Below are 19,036 nucleotides of genomic sequence, written 5' to 3'. Positions count from 1 at the left end.
CTGTTATTTCGGGCGATCCTCGCGGCCCGCACCGAACCCCTTATGCGGCGTCCCGCCGCAGACTCTTTCGGGCTGCAAAGCGGTCGGCTGCCCGGCGCGCGCAGGCACCAACCTGGGTGCGACGACGCCGATCGTGCACAGCGCATGTGCGGGCCGCGTCTTTTTGGTGATATACGTGGCATACCACGCAGATCGTCCGAAAGCGTGACCGGGACTGGACGGCAAAAAAATGACTGTCGCCCTGCGAGCCTCTGCCGAAGCCGGCGCCAGGCCGCGCGCACCGCCGTCGGGCGCGTTCGCCGGACGCATCGCTTCTTCCTCAAATAATAAATGGCATACCACGCATACTGATATAGTGGCGACGCGACGCCGGGCCTCGATCCGCCCCGGCACACAACTTGCGGTACACCACGCATTGCAACAGGGAACCGGACCATCCATGCCCAAACTTCTTCTCAAACAAGGTCGCGTGATCGATCCCGCAGCCGGTGTCGACGCCACGCTGGACATTCTCGTAGACGGCAACACCATCGCCGCGATCGGCGCGGATCTGTCTCCGCAGGCCGTCGGCGCGGAAATCGTCGACTGCCGCGGCCGCCTCGTGCTGCCCGGCCTGATCGACACCCATGCGCACGTGTACCAGTACGTGACCGGCCGCTTCGGCCTGAACGCCGACCTGTGCGGCGTGCGCTCCGGCGTGACGACGCTCGTCGATCAGGGCGGCGCAAGCTGCATCACGGTGCCGGGTTTCCGGCACTACGTTGCGGAGCCGTCCGCCACCCGCGTGCTGTCGTATCTGTCCGCGTATCTGGTCGGCGGGCTCGAAGGACACTACTACCCGGACCTGTACCGCCCCGAATGCCTCGACGCGGACGCGTCGGTGAAGTCCGCGCTCGCGAATCCCGATCTCGTGAAAGGCATCAAGGCGCACGCGGAAATCGGCGGCTTCGCGCGCTGGGGCGTGGACGTGATGAAGATCGCGTCGAAGATCGGCCGCGACGCGAACCTGCCGGTCTACATCCACTTCGGCCAGTTGTGGCCGAAGCCGGAATCCGGCGGCCGCGCGGTCGATCCCGATTCGATCTTCAACCAGGTCGTCGACATGCTGAAGCCGGGCGACATCCTCGCGCATCCGTTCAGCCGCCATCCGGGCGGCTTCGTCGAGCAGAACGGCAAGCTGCATCCGCTCGTGCCGGAAGCGGTCCAGCGCGGGCTGCGCGTGGACGTCGGGCATGGCTCGCATTTCAGCTTCCGCACCGCGCAGCTCGTGCTCGAACAGGGCGTCATGCCGGACACCCTCGGCGCCGACATGCACGGCTACAACACGGTGGTCCCCGCGCCGCCCGGCACGCCTGATTCGCACCCGGACGAAGAGCACTCGTTCCTCGGCAAGACGCAGTTCAGCCTCGTGAGCGCGATGACGAGCATGCTCGCGCTCGGCCTGTCGCTCGACCACGTCGTGAAGATGGTCAGCGTGAACGCCGCGCAGATGATCGGCATGGATGGCACGCTCGGCACGCTGAAAGTCGGCGGCGTCGCGGACATCTCGGTGCTCAACGACGAGCGCGGCCGCTGGACGCTCGAAGACAACGAAGGCACCCGCCTCGTCACCGACCGGATGCTGACCCCCGCGTTCTGCGTGCGCGACGGCGTGCGCTACGACGCCGATGCGCCCAGCCTGCCGCTGCCGATGGCGGCCTGACCGTGACACCCTGACTGTTACACCGTCACAGAGCAATCAGGCGATGACGAAACGCCCGCCCCACCCCAACGGCCCCGACCGCCCGCAAGGCATCGGCGCGTCGCCCACGCGCAGGGAGGACGACCGCTTCATGCGCGGCCGCGGCGAATACGTCGGCAACGTCCGGATGGTCGGGACGCCCGACGTCGCGTTCGTGCGCAGCCCGGTCGCGCACGGCCACATCGTCGGCATCGGGAAACCCGCCGGTTTCGAGCACGCGGTCGGTACGCTCGCCGATCTGAACGGCGTGAAGCCGATCGTCGCGAATTCCGGACTGCCCGGCTTCAAGTCGTCGGAACAGCCGGCGTTCGCCGGCCCGAAAGTGCGGCCAGTCGGCCGCATCCTGCCGGGGCCGCACAAGGTGCGGCCGCATCCCGTCGCCTGTGATTACGAAAAGCCGTCCGCGTTCGACGACGCGATCCGCTTCGCCGCCGCATCGGACGGCAGGGGCAGACTCATGCCCGGCAACCAGTCGCGCGGGCCGATGATGAACCTGCGTCTCGCACAGCCGGACCGGCTGATCGATCTGCACGGCATCGGCGCGCTGCGCGAATGCCCCGCCTCCTTCTCCGCTTGCGCTGACCGCCGGCGCCAGACTTCTCTTTTCGACCGCCCATGAAAATCGAACAAAGCTTTATCGTGCCGTACCCGCGCGACGACGGATGGCAAATTCCCGGCGCCGTCGCGTGCCTGCCCGGCGCGTCGCTCGCGGCGCTGCCGCAGGACGGCGCGCTGAAACGCGCGATGATCGTCGCAACTTTCGCGGGCGACGGCCCGATGCAGCTGGACGACGACACGCGGCGCGGCAGCGTGAGCGGCGCGGGCGTCGACCGCAACAGCGCGTCGCGCGTGGACGTGAGGGTCGATCATTCGATCCGCGGCGTCGCGAAGGAACTGGCGACGCGCCTGACCAATGCGTTTGCGACCAACCTGAAGGCGAAGCTCGATGCGACGGCGGAACGCACGGCGGCCGCCGCGCAACCGGTGGCCGATGCGTTCGGCGCAACGGTTGCGGACGCACCCGGGTCATCGCCCACGGCGACCCCGGCCTCAGCGCCGCCGCCCGATCTCGGCAAGCTGTTCTGGAAGGTGCTGTGGGCGCGTCTGCTCGGCGGGTTCGGTGTCGCGCGAGGCTCGCGATGAGCGCCGGCGCACTGGCCGAAACCCGTGCCGCCGCGAACCGGGCCGCGCTTGCGCGGCTGCACGCGGTCCGACCGCAATGGAGCGCGGTCGTCCGCGCGCGCGACGCAGTCGGCCTCCCCGACTTCACGCTGCTGCACGCGGGGCCGCCGTTCGAAGACCCGGTCGGACCGCCGCCGCCAGTGCTGTCGTCGGCCGTGCTCGCGTGCCTGCACGAAGGCTGGGCGTCGACGGAAGCCGACGCCCAGCGGCTGATCGCGAGCGGCAAGGTGCGGCTCGTGGATGCGCAGTCGTATCGGGTGGTCGTGCCGCTCGCGGCGATCGTGTCGCCCGGCACGCCGCTGATCGAGGTGACGGACGCGGCCGCGCCGAACGATCCGCGCCGCCGCGCATGGTCGATGTTCGGCAGCGGCGCGGGCGCGCAGATCCGCTTCGGCACGCGCGAGCCGGCCGTGCTCGAACGGCTGCGCTGGCGCGACAACGTGTTCGTGCCGCTGCTGTCCGACGCGCTCGCCAACGGCCCGATCGAACTGTTCCCGCTCGCGGCGGCCGGTCTCGCCGGCGGCGACGACCTGCACGCCCGCACCACGGCCGCGACGGCCGCGCTCGCCGACCGGCTCGCGCTGCCGGCCGCGCACAGCATCCTGAGCCAGTCGCCGCTATTCTTCCTGACGCTATGGATGGCCGCGTGCCATCTGATGATGGACGCCGCCGCGAACGACGGCTCCGATCCCGACGCGACGCTGGTCGTCGCGCTGGCCGGCAACGGACGCGAAGTCGGCGTGCGGCTCGCGGGCGATCCGTCGCGCTGGGTCACGCTGCCCGCCGCCGCGCCGCGCGGGCCGCGCATCAAGCCGGGATCGACCGAGAGCGCGTCGCCGCTCGTCGGCGACAGCGGCGTGATCGACGCGGCCGGCTTCGGCGCGCAGGCGCTGCGCTTCGCGCCCGAGCCGGCCGACGCGCTCGCGCCGTGGCTGCCCGCCGGCTGGCAGAGCGCGCAACCCGCATTGCTCGCGGACGACTGGCCGGCGTTCGCGGGGCTGCGCTGCGCGCTCGACGCGGCGGCGGTCGCCGCGCACGGCACCGCCCCGCTCGCCGCGATCGCGATGATCGACGCGGCCGGCCGCGCGGGCCTGCTCGGCCGCGGGCTCTATACCGCGCCGGTCGCGTTGTTTCTGGCGGCGCTGAACCGGCGCTGACGCGGCCTCGGATTACGCGCGGCCCCGGCCGCGCCCTCCTTTAACGCGGACGCGCCTCCGGCGATCGACCGGAAGCGCGTCCGCCCACGAACCACTGCCATGCACATCAACGAACCCGGCCCGTATGCCGAAGTGGAACGCGCGTCGTCGGCCTATGAACTCGCGCTGACGACGAACGACGTCGCGCAGCTCGACGCGCTGTTCTGGGACAGCCCGCACACGCTGCGCTTCGGCGCGACCGAAAACCTGGCCGGCTACGACGAGATCCGCGCGTTCCGCTTGCAGCGCCCGTCGAAGGGCTTGATGCGGACCGTGACCGGCCGCTGGATCACGACGTTTGGCGACGGCTTCGCGGTCGCGAACATCACGTTCGCGCGCGACGGCGAACCGCGCGTCGGCCGCCAGTCGCAGACGTGGGTGAAGATCGGCGGCGACTGGAAGGTCGTCGCCGCGCACGTAAGCTGGATGGACGAACCGAAGCCGCAACGATGAACCACGCCGATCTGCTTCAACCGGGCCTGCATCGCGCGTTCGTGCGCGATGGTTTCGGCGCATTGCCGCCTGCCGCGTTGCCCTCTGCGGATACACGGTCGTCGTCGTTGTCGGGCGCGCGCCTCGCGGTCAAGGACGTGTTCGACGTCGCGGGCCTGCGCACCGGCGGCGGCAATCCGGCATGGCGCGACGCGCAGCCGCTCGCCGCAGCGACGGCGCCGGCCGTGAGACTGCTGCTCGAACGCGGCATGCGATGGGTCGGCAAGACCGTCACCGACGAACTGACGTACAGCCTCGCCGGCATCAACGCGCATTACGGCACGCCGGAAAACCCCGCCGATCCGGCGCGGCTGCCGGGCGGCTCGTCGTCGGGATCAGCAGTCGCGGTCGCGGCCGGCGACGCAGACGTCGGTCTCGGCACCGACTGCGGCGGCTCGATCCGCCTGCCGGCGAGCTACTGCGGCATCTGGGGCATCCGGCCGACGCACGGCCGCATCGCCGGCAACGGCTGCGTGACGCTCGCGCACAGTTTCGACACGGTCGGCTGGTTCGCGCGCGACGCCGCGCTGCTCGCGGACGTGCTCGGCGCGCTCACGCACGGCGAGCCGGCCGCGCCGTCGAACGACGTGCGCCGCGCGCGCATCGTCGTGCCGAACGAGCTGCTCGCGCTGCTGCATCCGGCCGCGCGCGCCGCGTTCGACGCGACGTGCGCGCGGCTGCGGGCGTCGTGGTCCATCGACGTGCGCGACGCGGGATTCTCGCCGCCGGCGTGGGCCGATGCGTTCCGCGTGTTGCAGGCGGCGGAGGTCGCGGCGCAGCACGGGCCGTGGGCGACCGCGCATCTGGATACGTTCGGCGCGGACGTGCGCGCGCGCTTCGCCGCCGCGCTCGCGATCGCGCCCGACCAGGCGGCGGCCGCGCAGCGGGTCCGGGTGGACGCGTTGCGCTCCGTCGCGCGGCTGTTCGCCGACGCGGACACGTTCGTCGTGATGCCGACGCTGCCGTGGGTCGCGCCGCGCGTGGATGCGTCCGGCGCGGAGATCGACGACATTCGCCGCCGCTCGCAGCAGATGCTGTGCATCGCGGGGCTGGCGGGCTTGCCTCAGGTGAGCTTGCCGTGGACTGCGTTCGACGGCGCGCCGCTCGGACTATCGGTCACCGGCGCGCGCGGCGACGACGAAGCCGTGCTCGCGCTGGCCCGCGCACTGCACGCGGCGTTGATGGATTGACAGGCTGACGGGCCGCCGCCGAAGCGGCGAGACGCAAGAAGACGCACGAAGACGGGCGCGGCATCGGCCGCGCCCGTTTCACATGAGCCGAAGCACCACGATGGCGATCCGCCGCGTCAGCGGATTTTCAGCGGCACGACGCTCGTGTCGTTGTTCGCCTCGACGAGGCGGATCAATTGCAGCATGAACAGATCGCGCTCGCCCGGCGGCAGATGTTCGAGCGTGCGGTCGTGCGCGCGCTGCACGGCGGGCCGCATCTTCTTCACGAGCGCGCTGCCCTTGCGCGTGAGCTTCACCAGCTTCATCCGGCGATCCTGCTCGGACTGGCGGCGGCTCAACAGGCCGCGCAACTCCAGCCGCGGCAACACCTCCGCGACGCTGCTGCGTTCGAGCCCGATGTCCGACGCGAGCGTGTTCTGATCGGTTTCGCCGTGCTCCGCGAGCGCGGTCAACAGGCTGTACTGGACCGGCGTGATGTCGAATTCGCTGGTTTCCTGCAGGAACAGCCCGCCATGAATCTGATGCAGGCGGCGGATCAGGAATCCCGGCCGCGAAAAGAGGAGCGTGCGCTCGTAGTACTGTTGCAGCGACGCCTGGACCGCCGCAGAAGAGTCGTTATCCAACATGGGTCACCGGGTTGATTGTGTATGCACGGCGGGATCATGCCAGCCCGCGGCCATCGCGGGTCCGGTCGATTATATAGACGCGATACCGATATCGCCAATCGACCTGCCGCCGCCCTCCCGGGCGGACACCGCACCGTGCCGTTCCGTCGTCCGTGGCATACCGCTTTTTCGGGCGGCCGGCCGACCGGCCCGCCTCGCCCTTCTGCACTGGAGACGTGCCGCCGCACGACGATGGAACGGCGGTCACGCCGTTTTCGCATACATGTGGTGCACCACGGGTTTGCGGATCATAGCATGACGTTGCGGACGCTCCGGATTCGCAACGCCGCAAACATGCGCTGCGACAGGCTTTGCCGATCTTTATATGTGGCATACCACTTATTGGCACGGCTATTGCGTAATGGGGTTGGGCCGTGACCACGCCGGCACATTATCCAAAACAGAATCCAATTCGCCCATGCATCTCATCTTGTCGATAGCCGGATACGGCCATCACCCCGCTGCCTGGGGCCTGTCCGGGCTCGCCGCGTCGCCGCAGGGCTTTCCGCAGCACGCGGGCGTCGTCGCGCGCGCGCAGTCCGGCGCGCTCGACTGCGCGCTGTTCACCCGTCCGCGCGCCGCCGGCCCGAACGGCGAACGCATCGACCTCGCGCCGGACACCACGCCGCTAGTCGGCTCGCTCGTCGCCAAGACGTCCGCGATCGGACTCGGCGCGACGGTGCGCGTCGCCTATACGGAGCCGTTCCACACCGCGCGCGCGCTCGCGGTGCTCGACGGCCTGTCGTCCGGCCGCACCGCGCTGCGCCTCGACCTGCGCCACAGCGCGGGCGGCGACCCGGCGTTCGCGCACGCCCGCGTGCTGTCGGCCGACGAGCACTACGCGCGCGCGGCCGAATACATCGACATCCTGATAAAGCTGTGGGATAGCTGGGAAGACGGCGCGATCGTCGCGGACAAGGCGAGCGGCATCTTCGCGGACTCCGACCGCATCCATCCGATCCACCATCAAGGCCCGTGGTTCAGCGTGCGCGGACCGTTGACCGCGGTGCGTCCGGTGCAGGGCCATCCGGTGCTCGTGTTCGACGACGCCACGCCGGCCGGGCTGCAACTGGCCGCGCGTTTCGCGGACCTGTTCATTACCGACTCGGACTCGCCGCAAGCCGTCCAGCGGCTTCGCGCTGAACTGCGCACGCTCGCGCAGCGCGCGGGCCGGCCGGCGGACGCGGTCCAGGTGCTCGCGACCGTGTCGTTCGTGCTCGCGGATTCCGACGCCGAAGCCGCCGCGCGCGCGCGCCATCTCGACGAACTCGCGCCGGAAGGCGCCGGCCTGCCCGGCCATCGTTTCGTCGGCACCGCCGACGGCCTCGCCGCGCTGCTCGACGCGTGGGACGCGGACAGCGTCTGCGACGGCTTCGACCTCGCGCCGGCCGTGTTGCCGGACGACCTCGACCGCTTCGTGACCGGCGTCGTGCCGAAGCTGCTGCGCCGCAGACCGGCCGCCCCGACCGCCACGCTGCGCGAACGCCTCGCGCTCGCGCGCCCGACGAACCGCTTTTCGGAATCCCGCTCATGACCCGGCAACTCCACCTGGGCCTCTTCATCTATCCGGGCGCGCACCACATCGCCGGCTGGCGCCATCCGTCGACGCCCGCCGCGTCCGTGACCGGGCTCGACTTCTATCGCGACGTCGCGCAGCTCGCGGAGCGCGGCAAGTTCGACCTGTTCTTCGTCGGCGACACGCTGTTCACGCGCGAGAAGGACGGCCGCTTTTTCGGCCGGCAGACGACGTCGAATCTCGACCCGGTGTCGCTGCTGTCCGTGCTGTCGTCGGTGACGACGAAACTCGGGCTGGTCGGCACGCTGTCCACCACCTATCACGAGCCGTATGAGATCGCCGCGAAATACGCGACGCTCGATCACCTGAGCGGCGGCCGCGCGGGCTGGAACGTGGTGACGACGTGGGAAGACAAGGCGTCGCTGAACTTCAGCCGCGAGCAAGCGATGGCGAAGGCGGACCGCTATGTGCGCGGCCGCGAGTTCATCGACGTCTGCACGTCGCTGTGGGACAGCATCGACGACGGCGCGGCCGGCTTCCTGCGCGACCCCGCGCACGTGCATCCGGTCGCGCATCACGGCGACAGCTTCGCGGTGTCCGGCGCGCTGCCGGTGCCGCGCCCAGTGCAGGGCTGGCCGGTGCTCGTGCAGGCCGGCGGCTCGCCGCCGGGGCTCGAATTCGCGGCGCTGGTCGCGGAAGCCGTGTTCACCGCGCAGACCGACTTCGAGATCGCGCGCGCGTTCCGCGCGTCGACCCACGATCGGATGGCCCGCTACGGCCGCCGGCCCGACGAAGTCGTCATCATGCCGGGCCTGTCGCCGCTGCTCGGCTCGACCGAGGCGGAAGCGCAGCGCCTCGAACAGGAACTCGGCGACCTCGTGCATCCGGAAGTCGGCATCTGGATGCTCAGCGAGAACCTTGGCTTTTCGCTGTACGACCGCGATCCGGACGACCTGCTGCCGGTCGACGAAATCCGCGCGGCGAAGAAGCCGACCGCGAACGCCGACATGCTGCTGACGAACGCGGCGCGCCAGAAGCTGACGATCTCCGGCAGCGCGCGGCTGATCGCCCGTTCGCGCGCGCATCACAGCTTCGTTGGCACCCCGGAACAACTGGCGGATCTGATGGAACGCTGGCTGCTCGGCGGCGCGTGCGACGGCTTCAACGTGATGCCGCCGTATTTCCCGCAGCAACTTAGCGTGTTCGTCGAACAGGTGGTGCCGGAACTCCAGCGCCGCGGCCTGTTCCGCGAGGACTACGAGGGCAATACGCTGCGCGAGCACCTCGGGCTCGCGCGTCCCGAACCGGGGCGTTTCCAGCGGATGCTCAAGCACGTGCCGGCCTGAAGCCCGACGCCTGGCGCGAACAAGGTTCGCGTCTCGTGCGTCTCGTACGTTGCCTGCTGTTACCCGCTGTTGCCTGCTCCGCACGCGTCGTCGCACCAGGCGTGCGGAGCGTCCGCAACACCCGTTCGCGCTTTCCCAGTTTCGCAGTGGAGACCCACGTATGACCGTATCCCCGCCGTACGCCGCCTCGCGGACGCAGCCATGAGGGGCGCGCATCCTCGCGTCGCGTCCGCGTCGCAGGCCGGCTTGACCGCCGCGCCGCCGCTCGCGGCGACGGCGGACGCGCCGATCCTGCGCATTCGCGGGCTCGGCGTCGAATTCGCCGGCGAGCACGGCGCGGCGCCGGCGCTGCGCGGCGTCGATCTCGACGTCGCGGCGGGCCGCTGCGTCGGCGTCGTCGGCGAGTCGGGCAGCGGCAAGAGCGTGACGTCGCTCGCCGTGATGGGGCTGCTGCCGCAGCCCGGCGCGCGCATCACCAGCGGCAGCATCAAATTCGAAGGACGCGACCTGCTCGCGATGTCCGCCGCGCGCCGCCGGATGCAGCGCGGCCGCGCGATCGCGATGATCTTCCAGGACCCGCTGTCGTCGCTGAACCCGGTGTTCACGATCGGCGACCAGATCGCCGAGGCGATCGTCGCGCACGAAGCCGTGGACCGTCGCGCCGCGCGGCGCCGCGCGATCGAACTGCTGGACCAGGTGCGCATTCCGTCGGCCGCGCGGCGCGTCGACGACTATCCGCACCGCCTGTCCGGCGGCATGCGCCAGCGCGTGATGATCGCGATGGCGCTCGCGTGCAATCCGCGCCTGCTGATCGCGGACGAGCCGACCACCGCGCTCGACGTGACCGTGCAGGCGCAGATCGTCGAGCTGCTCGACGAGATTCGCCGCGAACGCGGCACCGCGATCGTGCTGATCTCGCACAATCTCGGCCTCGTCGCCGGGCTCGCGGACGAGATCGCGGTGATGTACGCAGGCCGCATCGTCGAACACGGGCCGGCCGAACGCGTGATCTCGCATCCCGAGCATCCGTACACGGTCGGCCTGCTCGGCGCGGTGCCGCGCGCGGAGCCCGGCGACGCGCCGCTCATCGCGATCCCCGGCAGCGTGCCCGACCTGCGCATGCTGCCCGCGGGTTGCGCGTTCGCGCCGCGCTGCCCGTTCCGCCTCGACGCGTGCCAGTCAATCGAACCCGCGCTGAATCCGCTCGCGGCCGGTCATGCCGCCGCCTGTCACGCCGCGCCGCTGGAGCCGAACACATGAACCCGAACCCGACTCCGACCCGCGCGGCCGCGCACCACGAAGCGCCGCTGCTGCGCGTGCGCGACCTGAAGAAACACTATGCGGCCGGCGGCCTGTTCGGCCGGCGCGCGCGCGTATCGGCGGTCGACGGCGTGTCGTTCGACATCGCCGCCGGCGAAACGCTCGGCCTCGTCGGCGAAAGCGGCTGCGGAAAATCGACCGTCAGCCGGCTGCTGCTGCGGCTGCTCGATCCGGACGAAGGCCGCATCGAGTTTCGCGGCATCGACCTCGCGCGCCTGAAGCGCCATGCGCTGCTCGACTTCCGCAGCGATCTTCAGATGGTGTTCCAGGACCCGTTCAGTTCGCTGAACCCGTCGATGACCGTGCGCGAGCTGATCGCGGAGCCGCTAATCGTCCATCACGCGGACCTTCACGCGGGCATCGAGCGGCGCGTCGCCGAACTGCTCGAACGCGTCGGTCTGCACGCGGCGCAGATGCATCGTTATCCGCACGAATTCTCCGGCGGGCAACGGCAGCGGATCGGCATTGCGCGCGCGCTGGCGCTGGAGCCGCAACTGATCGTCTGCGACGAGCCGGTGTCCGCGCTCGACGTGTCGGTGCAGGCGCAGGTGCTGAACCTGCTGCGCGCGCTGCAGCGGCAGACCGGCGTCCGCATGCTGTTCATCTCGCACGACCTGATGGCGGTGCGCTACGTCGCGCACCGGATCGCGGTGATGTATCTCGGCCGGCTCGTCGAGACCGCGCCGACCCGCGCGATCTTCGCGACGCCGCGCCATCCGTACACGCGCGCGCTGCTCGGCGCGGTGCCGGCGCTCGAAGCGGGTCAACGCGCGCGCGTGGTGCTCGGCGGCGACCTGCCGAGCCCGCTCGATCCGCCGTCCGGATGCCGCTTTCATCCGCGCTGCGGGTTCGCGACCGACCGCTGCCGCAGCGAGACGCCCGAACTCGTCGCCGACGACGCCGGCCACGCGTGCGCATGTCATCACTGGCGCGACCTGCCGCGCTGGGAAGGACTGAGCCCGTCGCTGACCGAACCGCCTCCGCCGCGCGTCGCGCGGCTGATCGAGCGGTTCCGCCAGCCGGCCGCGCCGCTGCCGTTGCCGCTGCCGTCGTCTTCGTTGCCCGCGCGATCCGCGTAGGCCCGCTGCATCCGTTTGCGATCTCATTCAACAACAGGAAACCAGAACTTCATGCGCAAGCTTTCTTCGCTGCTTCTCGCCACGCTGCTCGCCTGCGTCGCCGGCCATGCGGCCGCGCAGGGCGTGCTGCGGATCGGCCTCGTCGAGGACCCCGACACGCTCGACCCGACGCTGAACCGTCTCGCGACCGGCCGCCAGCCGATGACCGCGCTGTGCGACAAGCTGTTCGACGTGAAGGCCGACGACCTGTCGCTGGTCCCGCAGCTCGCGACCGGCTACGAGGTCGCGAAGGACGGCAAGTCGGTCACGATCCGGCTGCGCCCCGGCGTGAAGTTTCAGGATGGCGAAACGTTCGACGCGAACGCGCTCGCGTACAACGTCAAGCGTCACATGACGCTGCCGGGCTCGCTGCGGCGCACCGAACTGAGCATGGTCGATCACGTCGACGTCGTCGATCCGTCGAGCGTGCGTTTCGTGCTGAACGCGCCGCAGGCGAACCTGCTGCTGTACAGCCTCGCGGAACGCGCGGGGATGATGGTCGCGCCCGACGCCGCGCAGAAGCTCGGCGACCGCTTCGGCTCGCAGCCGGTCTGCGCGGGCGAATACCGGTTCGTCGAGCGCGTGCCGCAGGGGCGCATCGTCGTCGAGAAGTTCGCCGGCTACTGGGATGCCGCGCACACGGCCGGCGACCCGGACCGGATCGAGTACCTGCCGATCGGGGATTCGACGGTGCGGCTGTCGTCGCTGCGCTCCGGGCAGATCCAGATCGCCGAGCGACTGACGCCGACCGACCTGCCGCAACTGGCGAACGATCCCCGCGTGAAGGTCGTGTCCGCGCCCGACCTCGGTTATCACTACATCCGCTACAACAGCGGCAACGGCCCGCGCGCCGCGATCTTCCACGACGTACGCGTGCGGCATGCCGTCGATCTCGCGATCGACCGGCGCGTGCTCGTGAAGGCGCTGTTCAACGATCAGTATCAGCCGGGCAACCAGTTCGTCGGCCCGACGAGCCGCTATTACGATCCCGCGCATCCGGTGCCGGCGCGCGACGTCGCCGCGTCGCGCCAGTTGTTGCAGCAGGCCGGCGTCGCGCATCTCACGTTCACGCTGCTGGTGCCGCCCGAGCGCGAGCGCCAGGAGGCCGCGCAGATGGTGCAGGCGATGCTCGCGGAAGCGGGCATCACGATGAAGATCGAAACGCAGGACGACGCGGTGATGCTGCAAAACGCGCGGCGCGGCAACTTCGACGCGATCTTCAACTTCTGGAGCGGCCGCCCGCATCCGGACGGCAACGTCTACGCGCAGTATTCGTGCAACGGGCCGACGAACGATTCGAAGTTCTGCGACCCGGCCATCGACAAGCTGATGGTCGCCGCGCGCGAGGCCACGACCGACGACGAACGCCAGCGCCTGTACCGCGAAGTCAACGGAATGCTCGCGCAGGCGTATCCGTCGTCCGTGCTGTGGCACCGCCGCACGTTCACCGGTGTCAGCGCGAAGCTGACCGGCTTCGTCCCGCACCCGGACAGCACGATCCGCGTGAAGGGCCTGCATTTGCAGCCATGACGAGGAGCCGCCCGTGATCCGCTTTATCGCGTTCGTCGGCCGCCGTCTCGCGCTCGCGCTGCCGACAGTGCTGATCCTGTCCGTGCTGATCTTCCTGTTGCAGCGGATGCTGCCCGGCGATCCCGCGCTCGCGCTGGCGGGCGGCGAGAACGTCGACGCGCAGATGCTCGGCGAACTGCGCCACAAGTACGGCCTCGACCTGCCGGTCTACGTGCAGTATCTGCACTGGATCGGCGGCGCGCTGCACGGCTACCTCGGCGTGTCGATGCGCGACGACATCGGCGTCACGCAGTTGCTCGTCGGCAAGCTCGCCATCACGCTGCAACTGGCGCTCGCGTCGATGACGCTCGCGCTGCTGATCGGCATTCCGCTCGGCATCGTCGCCGCGACGCATCGCGGCCGTCTCGCGGATCTGCTCGCGACGGCGGTCGCGCTGACCGGCATCTCGATTCCGCACTTCTGGCTCGGCATCCTGCTGGTGCTCGCGTTCTGCGTGCATCTCAACTGGTTTCCGGCGTCCGGCTACGTGCCGTTCTCCGAGAACCCGGTGCGCTGCGTGATGGGTTTCGTGCTGCCGTCGATCGTGCTCGGCACCGGCATCGCCGGCGTGCTGATGCGGCACATGCGCAGCGCGATGCTCGACGCGCTGCGCGCCGACTACGTGCGGACCGCGCGCGCGAAGGGGCTGACCGAACTGCGCGTCGTGCTGCGCCACGCGCTGCGCAACGCGCTGATGCCGGTCGTCACGCTCGGCGCGATCGAGTTCGGCCAGTTGCTCGCCGGCGCGGTGCTGACCGAGCAGGTGTTCTCGATTCCCGGCTTCGGCAAGCTGATGGTCGACAGCGTGCTCAATCGCGACTACCAGGTCGTGCAGGGGCTGGTGCTCGTGTCGTCGGTGATGTTCGTGCTCGCGAGCCTCGCGGCCGACATGCTGTATTTCCTGATCAACCCGCGTTTGAGGAGCTGACGATGGCTGTCGTCGTCCCGTTGCCGTCCGCCGCCATGCCGCGCGCGAAAAGCCGCCTGCGCGCCGCCGCCGAACGGCTGCTGCGCCGCCCCGCGAGCGTGACCGCAGGCGTCGTGATCCTGCTGTTCGTCGCGCTCGCGGTGTTCGCGCCGTGGTTCGCACCGCTCGATCCGCTGCATTCGGACTTCCTGATGGTGCGCAAGGGGCCGTCCGCGCTGCACTGGCTCGGCACCGACGAAGTGGGCCGCGACGTGCTGTCCCGACTGATCTGGGGCACGCGCGCGTCGCTGCTCGCGGGGATCGTGCCGGTGCTCGTCGCGTGCGCGGTCAGCGTGCCGCTCGGCGTGATCTGCGGTTATGCGGGCGGCTGGATCGACGCGGTCGTGATGCGCGTGACCGACGCCGTGCTCGCGGTGCCGTTCCTGATCGTCGCGATCGCGATGGCCGCGTTCCTCGGCCCGAGCCTGCACAACTCGATCCTCGCGATCGGCGTGGCGGCGCTGCCGACGTTCCTGCGCCTCGCGCGCGCAGCGGCGATGGCGATCCGCACCGAGGACTACGTCGATGCGGCGCGCGTCGTCGGCGCGTCGCCGCTGCGCATCGTGTTCCGCCACGTGCTGCCGAACATGCTGCCGCCGCTGTTCGTACAGGCGAGCATCACCGCGGCCGCGGCGGTGATCGCCGAGGCGTCGCTGTCGTTCCTCGGTCTCGGCCAGCAGCCGCCGTCGCCGTCGTGGGGCAGCATGCTGAACGCCGCGCAGCAGTACATGGTCGACGCGCCGTGGATGGCGGTTGCGCCCGGCGCGATGATCTTCGTGCTGGTCGTCGCGCTGAACGTGTTCGGCGACGGCGTGCGCGACGCGCTCGACACGAGGCAGCGTCGCTGAGCGCCGCCCTCTTCCCTTATCGACACACCAAAAAACGAAACCCGGAGAACCGATCATGCAACAGACCGTCTGGCGCCAGCCGATCACCACGCCGCACGCGTGGCGACGCGCCGACCTGCTCGACCACGACCGCTGGAAGCGCCGCATCACGGCCGCCGAGCAGCGCGAGGTGATCGCCGCGCTGCGCCACGCGCAGGCCGCGAACGTGCCGATGCTGCACTGGCAGACCGACGATTTCCCGCTCGACACGCTGCGCGGCACGCTGGACGAGATCGCGTCCGAAGTGCGCGACGGCGCGGGCCTCGTGCTGCTGCAAGGCCTCGACATCGCCGGGCTCACCGACGAAGAAGTCTGCATGATCTACTGGGGCCTCGGCGTCTATCTGGGCGAACCGCTCGGCCAGAATCCGAAGGGGGACCTGCTCGGCCACGTGTTCGATCAGGGCCGCGAATACGGCAAGATCGACGTGCGCGGCTACGAGACGAGCGCGTATCTGCCGTATCACACCGACCGCGCGGAACTGCTCGGCCTGATGTGCCTGCGCCAGGGGCTGGCGGGCGGCCTGAGCAGCTACGTGAGCGCGGCCCAGATCTACAACATCATCCTCGCGGAGCATCCGGAATATCTCGGGCTGCTGTACAACGGCTTCTACTACATCCGCCGCGAGGAGGCGCTGAGCGGCAACGGCGTATCGGCGCAGCCGCTGCCGGTGTTCGGCCACCAGGACGGCGTCGTGCGCTGCCGCTACATCCGCAACCAGATCAACGCGGGCGCGGACAAGCGCGGCATTCCGCTGACGCCGCTTGAGCGCGAAGCCCTCGACTACCTCGACTCGCTGACGCAACGCGACGACCTGCGGCTCGACTTCATGATGGCGCCCGGCGAGATCGCGTTCTGCAACAACCTGACGACGCTGCACTCGCGCACGAGTTTCGTGAACGGCCCCGAGCATCAGCAGCAGCGGCACATGCTGCGGCTGTGGCTGCGCTTCGCGAATCCGTGGCCGATCTCGGCGCTGTTCGGCGAGGACGGCAACTACGTGCTGCATGGCCGCACGGTCGTATCGACCGCCACGACCTGAGCGACTGGATGGACCCGGGCGCGGCGGCTGGTGGCAAGGCCGCGCCCGGTTGACTGACTGACGCAGCATCGACGACGACGAGCTGAATTTCCTGTCCACGATCGATTCCATATTAATACGGAATCCGAATCGACTCGATGCGCAATTGGAATGAAGCCGGCGAAGAGAACCGCGCGAACGCGCGGCGCTTCTCGCCGCACCGGTTCGAAGTGCATACGGCGCAGCCGCGCCGACAATCCAGTCGTCCTTCCGGACGCTTATTACCTTGGGGAACCCACGATGAAAAAGATCATGATGATCGCCGCGACGTCCACCACGCTCGGATGTCTGTCGACCGCGCACGCGCAAAGCTCGGTCACGCTGTACGGCGTCGTCGATGCGGGTCTGACGTTCAATAGCAACGCGAAGGGAGAAAAACAGTATGCGATGACGAGCGGCAACGCGTCCGGATCGCGCTGGGGTTTCCGCGGCAACGAGGACCTCGGCGGCGGCCTCAGCACGTTCTTCCGGCTGGAAGGCGGCTTCAGCACCACCAACGGCACGATCGGCCAGGGCGGCACGCTGTTCGGCCGCGGCGCCTACGTCGGGCTGGCGAGCAAGACGTACGGCGCGGTGTCGGCCGGCCGCCAGGCGACGATCCAGTACGACTTCATCAGCCCGTATCCGTCCGGCGGCACGTGGGCGGCGTCGGGCATCGGCTACGGCACCCACCTCGGCGATCTCGACGGCCTCGACAACTTCAACCGGATCAACAGCTCGCTCAAATACGTGAGCCCATCGCTGCACGGCCTTCAGTTCGGCGCCGACTACAGCTTCGGCGGCGTGCCGGGCCAGTTCTCGCAGAAGCAGACGTGGGGCCTCGGCGCGCAGTACCTGAACGGGCCGCTCGCGCTCGCGGTCGCGTTCAACGACGCGTATCAGCCGAACTTCTCGTTCTTCGGCAGCAAGGCAAACGACAGCGCGACCGCCAACAACATGACGAACCCGGCGTTCAGCGGCTACGCGACGGCCCGGACCCAGCAGATCTTCGCGGCGGCCGGCCAGTACGTGTTCGGCAAGACGACCTTCGCGCTCACCTACACGAACACGCGCTTCACCGACCTCGGCAGCGTGAACATCGCGGGTCTCGCCGCGCGTCCGGCCGGCTTCCGCGGCACCGCCGTGTTCAACATCGCCGAAGGCAACCTGATGTACCAGCTGACCCCGGCGCTGCAGCTCGCGCTCGCGTACACGTACACGCACAACGGCAACGCGGACGGCGTCGGCCCGGCGATCTACCACCAGGTGAACGTCGGCGCGGACTACTTCCTGTCGAAGCGCACCGACCTGTTCATCGACGCGTTCTATCAGCGCGCATCCGGCACCGATTCGACCGGCGGCCCGGCCGTGGCGGCGATCACCGGCGCAACCGCGTCCGATTCGAACCACCAGTTGCTCGGCCTCGTCGGCATCCGCCACAAGTTCTGAGCCGCTGCCCGGCGCGACGCCTGATCGGAGTGCAGCCTTGCCCCACCGCGAGGCATCGTTCCGGACTTCGAACGCACCCGCGTCGGGCATCGCGAATCGCCGGCACCCCGCGCGCATCGCCCGCTTTTTACGTGGTACACCACACACATGGGCGATGCGCGGTTATTTGATGCCCCTCAAGGTTTGTATGGCATACCCCTTGCTTTTAACCGATACAGCCTTGCTTGACGTCTCCCACCTCAACCGGAAATCGTGATGTCGAACTCCACCACGAACAACGACAAACCTGCCGCCGCCGTCGATACGCAACGCCGCAACGTGCTGCGCGCGGGCGCGGCCGCCGCGACCGCGCTCGCGATGCCCGCGATCGTGCGGGCCGACCCGAAAGTGCTGTATGTGAATTCGCAGGGCGGCACGTGGGAAGCCGCCGCGCGCAAGAACCTGTTCGATCCGTTCACGAAGGCGACCGGCATCGAGATCAAGACCGCCACCGGCGCGTCGTTCGCGAAACTCGCGTTGCAGGCGCGCACCGGCGTCTACGAGTTCGACATCGAAACGGTCGGCGCGCCGAACGTGATCCAGGCGATGAACGCGAACCTGCTCGAACCGATCAACTATTCGGTGCTCGGCCACGGCTCGGTGCCGTCGAACCTGATCCTCGAAAACGCCGTCTGCAATCACGCTTACTCGACGAACATCTGCTTCAACACGAAGAAATACGCGCCCGGCTCGATCAAGACGTGGAAAGACTTCTGGGACCAGCAGCGGTTCCCCGGCCCGCGCTCGCTCGGCCGCGAACTGTCGCAGACGATCGTGTTCGCGCTGCTCGCGGACGGCGTGCCGCGCGACAAGCTCTATCCGATCGACCTCGACCGCGTGTTCCACAGCCTCGACAAGATCAAGAACAGCGTGCGCGTCTGGTGGACCACCGGCCCGCAGATCCGCGAACTCCTCGGCGGCGGCGAAGTGGACATGGGCTCGGTCTGGCACGCGCACGGCGTCGCGCTGCGCAACAGCGGCGCGCCGGTCGAGATCGTCTGGAACGAGTTCACCATGGACCGCACGTACTGGATCGTGTCGAAGGGCACGCCGCGCGCCGACTACGCGTGGGAGTTCATCAAGTTCGCGCTGCAGCCGAAGAACAACGCCGGTTTCTGCGTGGACGGCGCATACGGGCCGGTCAATCCCGCCGCGTTCCAGTACCTGACGCCCGAGCAGACCATGAACATGCCGACCAATCCGAAGTATGCGAGCGGCGCGATCGAATACGACGGCCGGCAGATGGGCGAGGTGATGACCCAGGCGGAGCGGCGCTTCCAGCGCTGGCTGCAGCAATGA

General features: G+C 69.3%; 17 protein-coding genes. 16 read left to right on the top strand and 1 reads right to left on the bottom strand.

What is annotated here, in order from left to right; all coding sequences use genetic code 11:
* Positions 1 to 439: 439 nt before the first annotated feature.
* From BLV92_RS24910 to BLV92_RS24880, 6 genes are all read left to right on the top strand, one after another.
* Positions 440 to 1,702 (top strand): amidohydrolase/deacetylase family metallohydrolase, encoded by a 1,263-nt coding sequence (locus tag BLV92_RS24910; protein WP_090550246.1) that lies wholly within the window; start codon positions 440 to 442, stop codon positions 1,700 to 1,702.
* A gap of 43 nt (positions 1,703 to 1,745) precedes the next feature.
* On the top strand, positions 1,746 to 2,360 hold the full coding sequence (locus BLV92_RS32720) for an FAD binding domain-containing protein (RefSeq protein ID WP_244283913.1): 615 nt from the start codon (positions 1,746 to 1,748) through the stop codon (positions 2,358 to 2,360).
* Positions 2,357 to 2,884: an SRPBCC family protein gene (locus tag BLV92_RS24895; RefSeq protein WP_090550243.1), complete on the top strand. Its 528-nt coding sequence runs from the start codon at positions 2,357 to 2,359 to the stop codon at positions 2,882 to 2,884. The genes BLV92_RS32720 and BLV92_RS24895 overlap by 4 nt, the downstream gene beginning before the upstream one ends.
* The gene (locus BLV92_RS24890; protein WP_090550241.1) at positions 2,881 to 4,080 is read left to right on the top strand and encodes an oxamate carbamoyltransferase subunit AllG family protein; all 1,200 of its coding nucleotides are present in this window, start codon (positions 2,881 to 2,883) and stop codon (positions 4,078 to 4,080) included. Before BLV92_RS24895 ends, BLV92_RS24890 begins: the two co-directional genes overlap by 4 nt.
* A gap of 99 nt (positions 4,081 to 4,179) precedes the next feature.
* Positions 4,180 to 4,572 (top strand): oxalurate catabolism protein HpxZ, encoded by a 393-nt coding sequence (gene hpxZ, locus BLV92_RS24885; protein ID WP_090550239.1) that lies wholly within the window; start codon positions 4,180 to 4,182, stop codon positions 4,570 to 4,572.
* Positions 4,569 to 5,801, top strand: coding sequence for an amidase (locus BLV92_RS24880; RefSeq protein ID WP_090550236.1), 1,233 nt, complete (start codon positions 4,569 to 4,571; stop codon positions 5,799 to 5,801). Before hpxZ ends, BLV92_RS24880 begins: the two co-directional genes overlap by 4 nt.
* Positions 5,802 to 5,917: 116 nt before the next feature.
* On the opposite strand, the gene BLV92_RS24875 is transcribed toward BLV92_RS24880, so the two are convergent.
* Complete coding sequence (locus BLV92_RS24875; RefSeq protein WP_090550235.1) at positions 5,918 to 6,427, bottom strand: MarR family winged helix-turn-helix transcriptional regulator; 510 nt, start codon at positions 6,425 to 6,427, stop codon at positions 5,918 to 5,920.
* Between the two features lie 457 nt (positions 6,428 to 6,884).
* Between BLV92_RS24875 and BLV92_RS24870 the strand changes: the two genes are divergently transcribed.
* The 10 genes from BLV92_RS24870 to BLV92_RS24825 all read left to right on the top strand — a co-directional run bounded on the left by BLV92_RS24870 (position 6,885) and on the right by BLV92_RS24825 (position 19,036).
* Positions 6,885 to 8,000 (top strand): LLM class flavin-dependent oxidoreductase, encoded by a 1,116-nt coding sequence (locus BLV92_RS24870; RefSeq protein ID WP_167627140.1) that lies wholly within the window; start codon positions 6,885 to 6,887, stop codon positions 7,998 to 8,000.
* Complete coding sequence (locus BLV92_RS24865) at positions 7,997 to 9,328, top strand: NtaA/DmoA family FMN-dependent monooxygenase (protein WP_090550229.1); 1,332 nt, start codon at positions 7,997 to 7,999, stop codon at positions 9,326 to 9,328. Before BLV92_RS24870 ends, BLV92_RS24865 begins: the two co-directional genes overlap by 4 nt.
* Before the next feature lie 201 nt (positions 9,329 to 9,529).
* A complete protein-coding gene (locus tag BLV92_RS24860; protein ID WP_090550227.1) occupies positions 9,530 to 10,588 on the top strand; it encodes an ABC transporter ATP-binding protein in 1,059 nt (352 codons plus the stop codon).
* Entirely contained in the window at positions 10,585 to 11,727 is a 1,143-nt protein-coding gene (locus BLV92_RS24855; RefSeq protein WP_090550225.1) for an ABC transporter ATP-binding protein, read from the top strand. The genes BLV92_RS24860 and BLV92_RS24855 overlap by 4 nt, the downstream gene beginning before the upstream one ends.
* Before the next feature lie 51 nt (positions 11,728 to 11,778).
* Complete coding sequence (locus tag BLV92_RS24850; protein WP_090550222.1) at positions 11,779 to 13,296, top strand: ABC transporter substrate-binding protein; 1,518 nt, start codon at positions 11,779 to 11,781, stop codon at positions 13,294 to 13,296.
* 16 nt (positions 13,297 to 13,312) lie between these two features.
* The gene (locus tag BLV92_RS24845; RefSeq protein WP_090551424.1) at positions 13,313 to 14,263 is read left to right on the top strand and encodes an ABC transporter permease; all 951 of its coding nucleotides are present in this window, start codon (positions 13,313 to 13,315) and stop codon (positions 14,261 to 14,263) included.
* Positions 14,264 to 14,265: 2 nt separating this feature from the next.
* Positions 14,266 to 15,150, top strand: coding sequence for an ABC transporter permease (locus BLV92_RS24840; RefSeq protein WP_090550220.1), 885 nt, complete (start codon positions 14,266 to 14,268; stop codon positions 15,148 to 15,150).
* 55 nt (positions 15,151 to 15,205) lie between these two features.
* Positions 15,206 to 16,231: a TauD/TfdA family dioxygenase gene (locus BLV92_RS24835; protein WP_090550217.1), complete on the top strand. Its 1,026-nt coding sequence runs from the start codon at positions 15,206 to 15,208 to the stop codon at positions 16,229 to 16,231.
* A gap of 279 nt (positions 16,232 to 16,510) precedes the next feature.
* Positions 16,511 to 17,698, top strand: coding sequence for a porin (locus tag BLV92_RS24830; RefSeq protein WP_090550214.1), 1,188 nt, complete (start codon positions 16,511 to 16,513; stop codon positions 17,696 to 17,698).
* A gap of 255 nt (positions 17,699 to 17,953) precedes the next feature.
* A complete protein-coding gene (locus BLV92_RS24825; protein ID WP_090550212.1) occupies positions 17,954 to 19,036 on the top strand; it encodes a polyamine ABC transporter substrate-binding protein in 1,083 nt (360 codons plus the stop codon).

Origin of the sequence: Paraburkholderia caballeronis, assembly GCF_900104845.1 — a bacterium.
Classification (GTDB): Bacteria; Pseudomonadota; Gammaproteobacteria; order Burkholderiales; family Burkholderiaceae; genus Paraburkholderia; species Paraburkholderia caballeronis.
This window is presented reverse-complemented; position numbering and strand designations above follow the sequence as displayed.

Coding starts and splice junctions, on each gene's coding strand:
- BLV92_RS24910 (WP_090550246.1), top strand. CDS start 440: ATGCCCAAACTTCTTCTCAAACAAGGTCGCGTGATCGATCCCGCAGCC.
- BLV92_RS24865 (WP_090550229.1), top strand. CDS start 7,997: ATGACCCGGCAACTCCACCTGGGCCTCTTCATCTATCCGGGCGCGCAC.
- BLV92_RS24890 (WP_090550241.1), top strand. CDS start 2,881: ATGAGCGCCGGCGCACTGGCCGAAACCCGTGCCGCCGCGAACCGGGCC.
- BLV92_RS24825 (WP_090550212.1), top strand. CDS start 17,954: ATGTCGAACTCCACCACGAACAACGACAAACCTGCCGCCGCCGTCGAT.
- BLV92_RS24835 (WP_090550217.1), top strand. CDS start 15,206: ATGCAACAGACCGTCTGGCGCCAGCCGATCACCACGCCGCACGCGTGG.
- hpxZ (WP_090550239.1), top strand. CDS start 4,180: ATGCACATCAACGAACCCGGCCCGTATGCCGAAGTGGAACGCGCGTCG.
- BLV92_RS24895 (WP_090550243.1), top strand. CDS start 2,357: ATGAAAATCGAACAAAGCTTTATCGTGCCGTACCCGCGCGACGACGGA.
- BLV92_RS24870 (WP_167627140.1), top strand. CDS start 6,885: ATGCATCTCATCTTGTCGATAGCCGGATACGGCCATCACCCCGCTGCC.
- BLV92_RS32720 (WP_244283913.1), top strand. CDS start 1,746: ATGACGAAACGCCCGCCCCACCCCAACGGCCCCGACCGCCCGCAAGGC.
- BLV92_RS24860 (WP_090550227.1), top strand. CDS start 9,530: ATGAGGGGCGCGCATCCTCGCGTCGCGTCCGCGTCGCAGGCCGGCTTG.
- BLV92_RS24880 (WP_090550236.1), top strand. CDS start 4,569: ATGAACCACGCCGATCTGCTTCAACCGGGCCTGCATCGCGCGTTCGTG.
- BLV92_RS24855 (WP_090550225.1), top strand. CDS start 10,585: ATGAACCCGAACCCGACTCCGACCCGCGCGGCCGCGCACCACGAAGCG.
- BLV92_RS24830 (WP_090550214.1), top strand. CDS start 16,511: ATGAAAAAGATCATGATGATCGCCGCGACGTCCACCACGCTCGGATGT.
- BLV92_RS24840 (WP_090550220.1), top strand. CDS start 14,266: ATGGCTGTCGTCGTCCCGTTGCCGTCCGCCGCCATGCCGCGCGCGAAA.
- BLV92_RS24850 (WP_090550222.1), top strand. CDS start 11,779: ATGCGCAAGCTTTCTTCGCTGCTTCTCGCCACGCTGCTCGCCTGCGTC.
- BLV92_RS24875 (WP_090550235.1), bottom strand. CDS start 6,427: ATGTTGGATAACGACTCTTCTGCGGCGGTCCAGGCGTCGCTGCAACAG.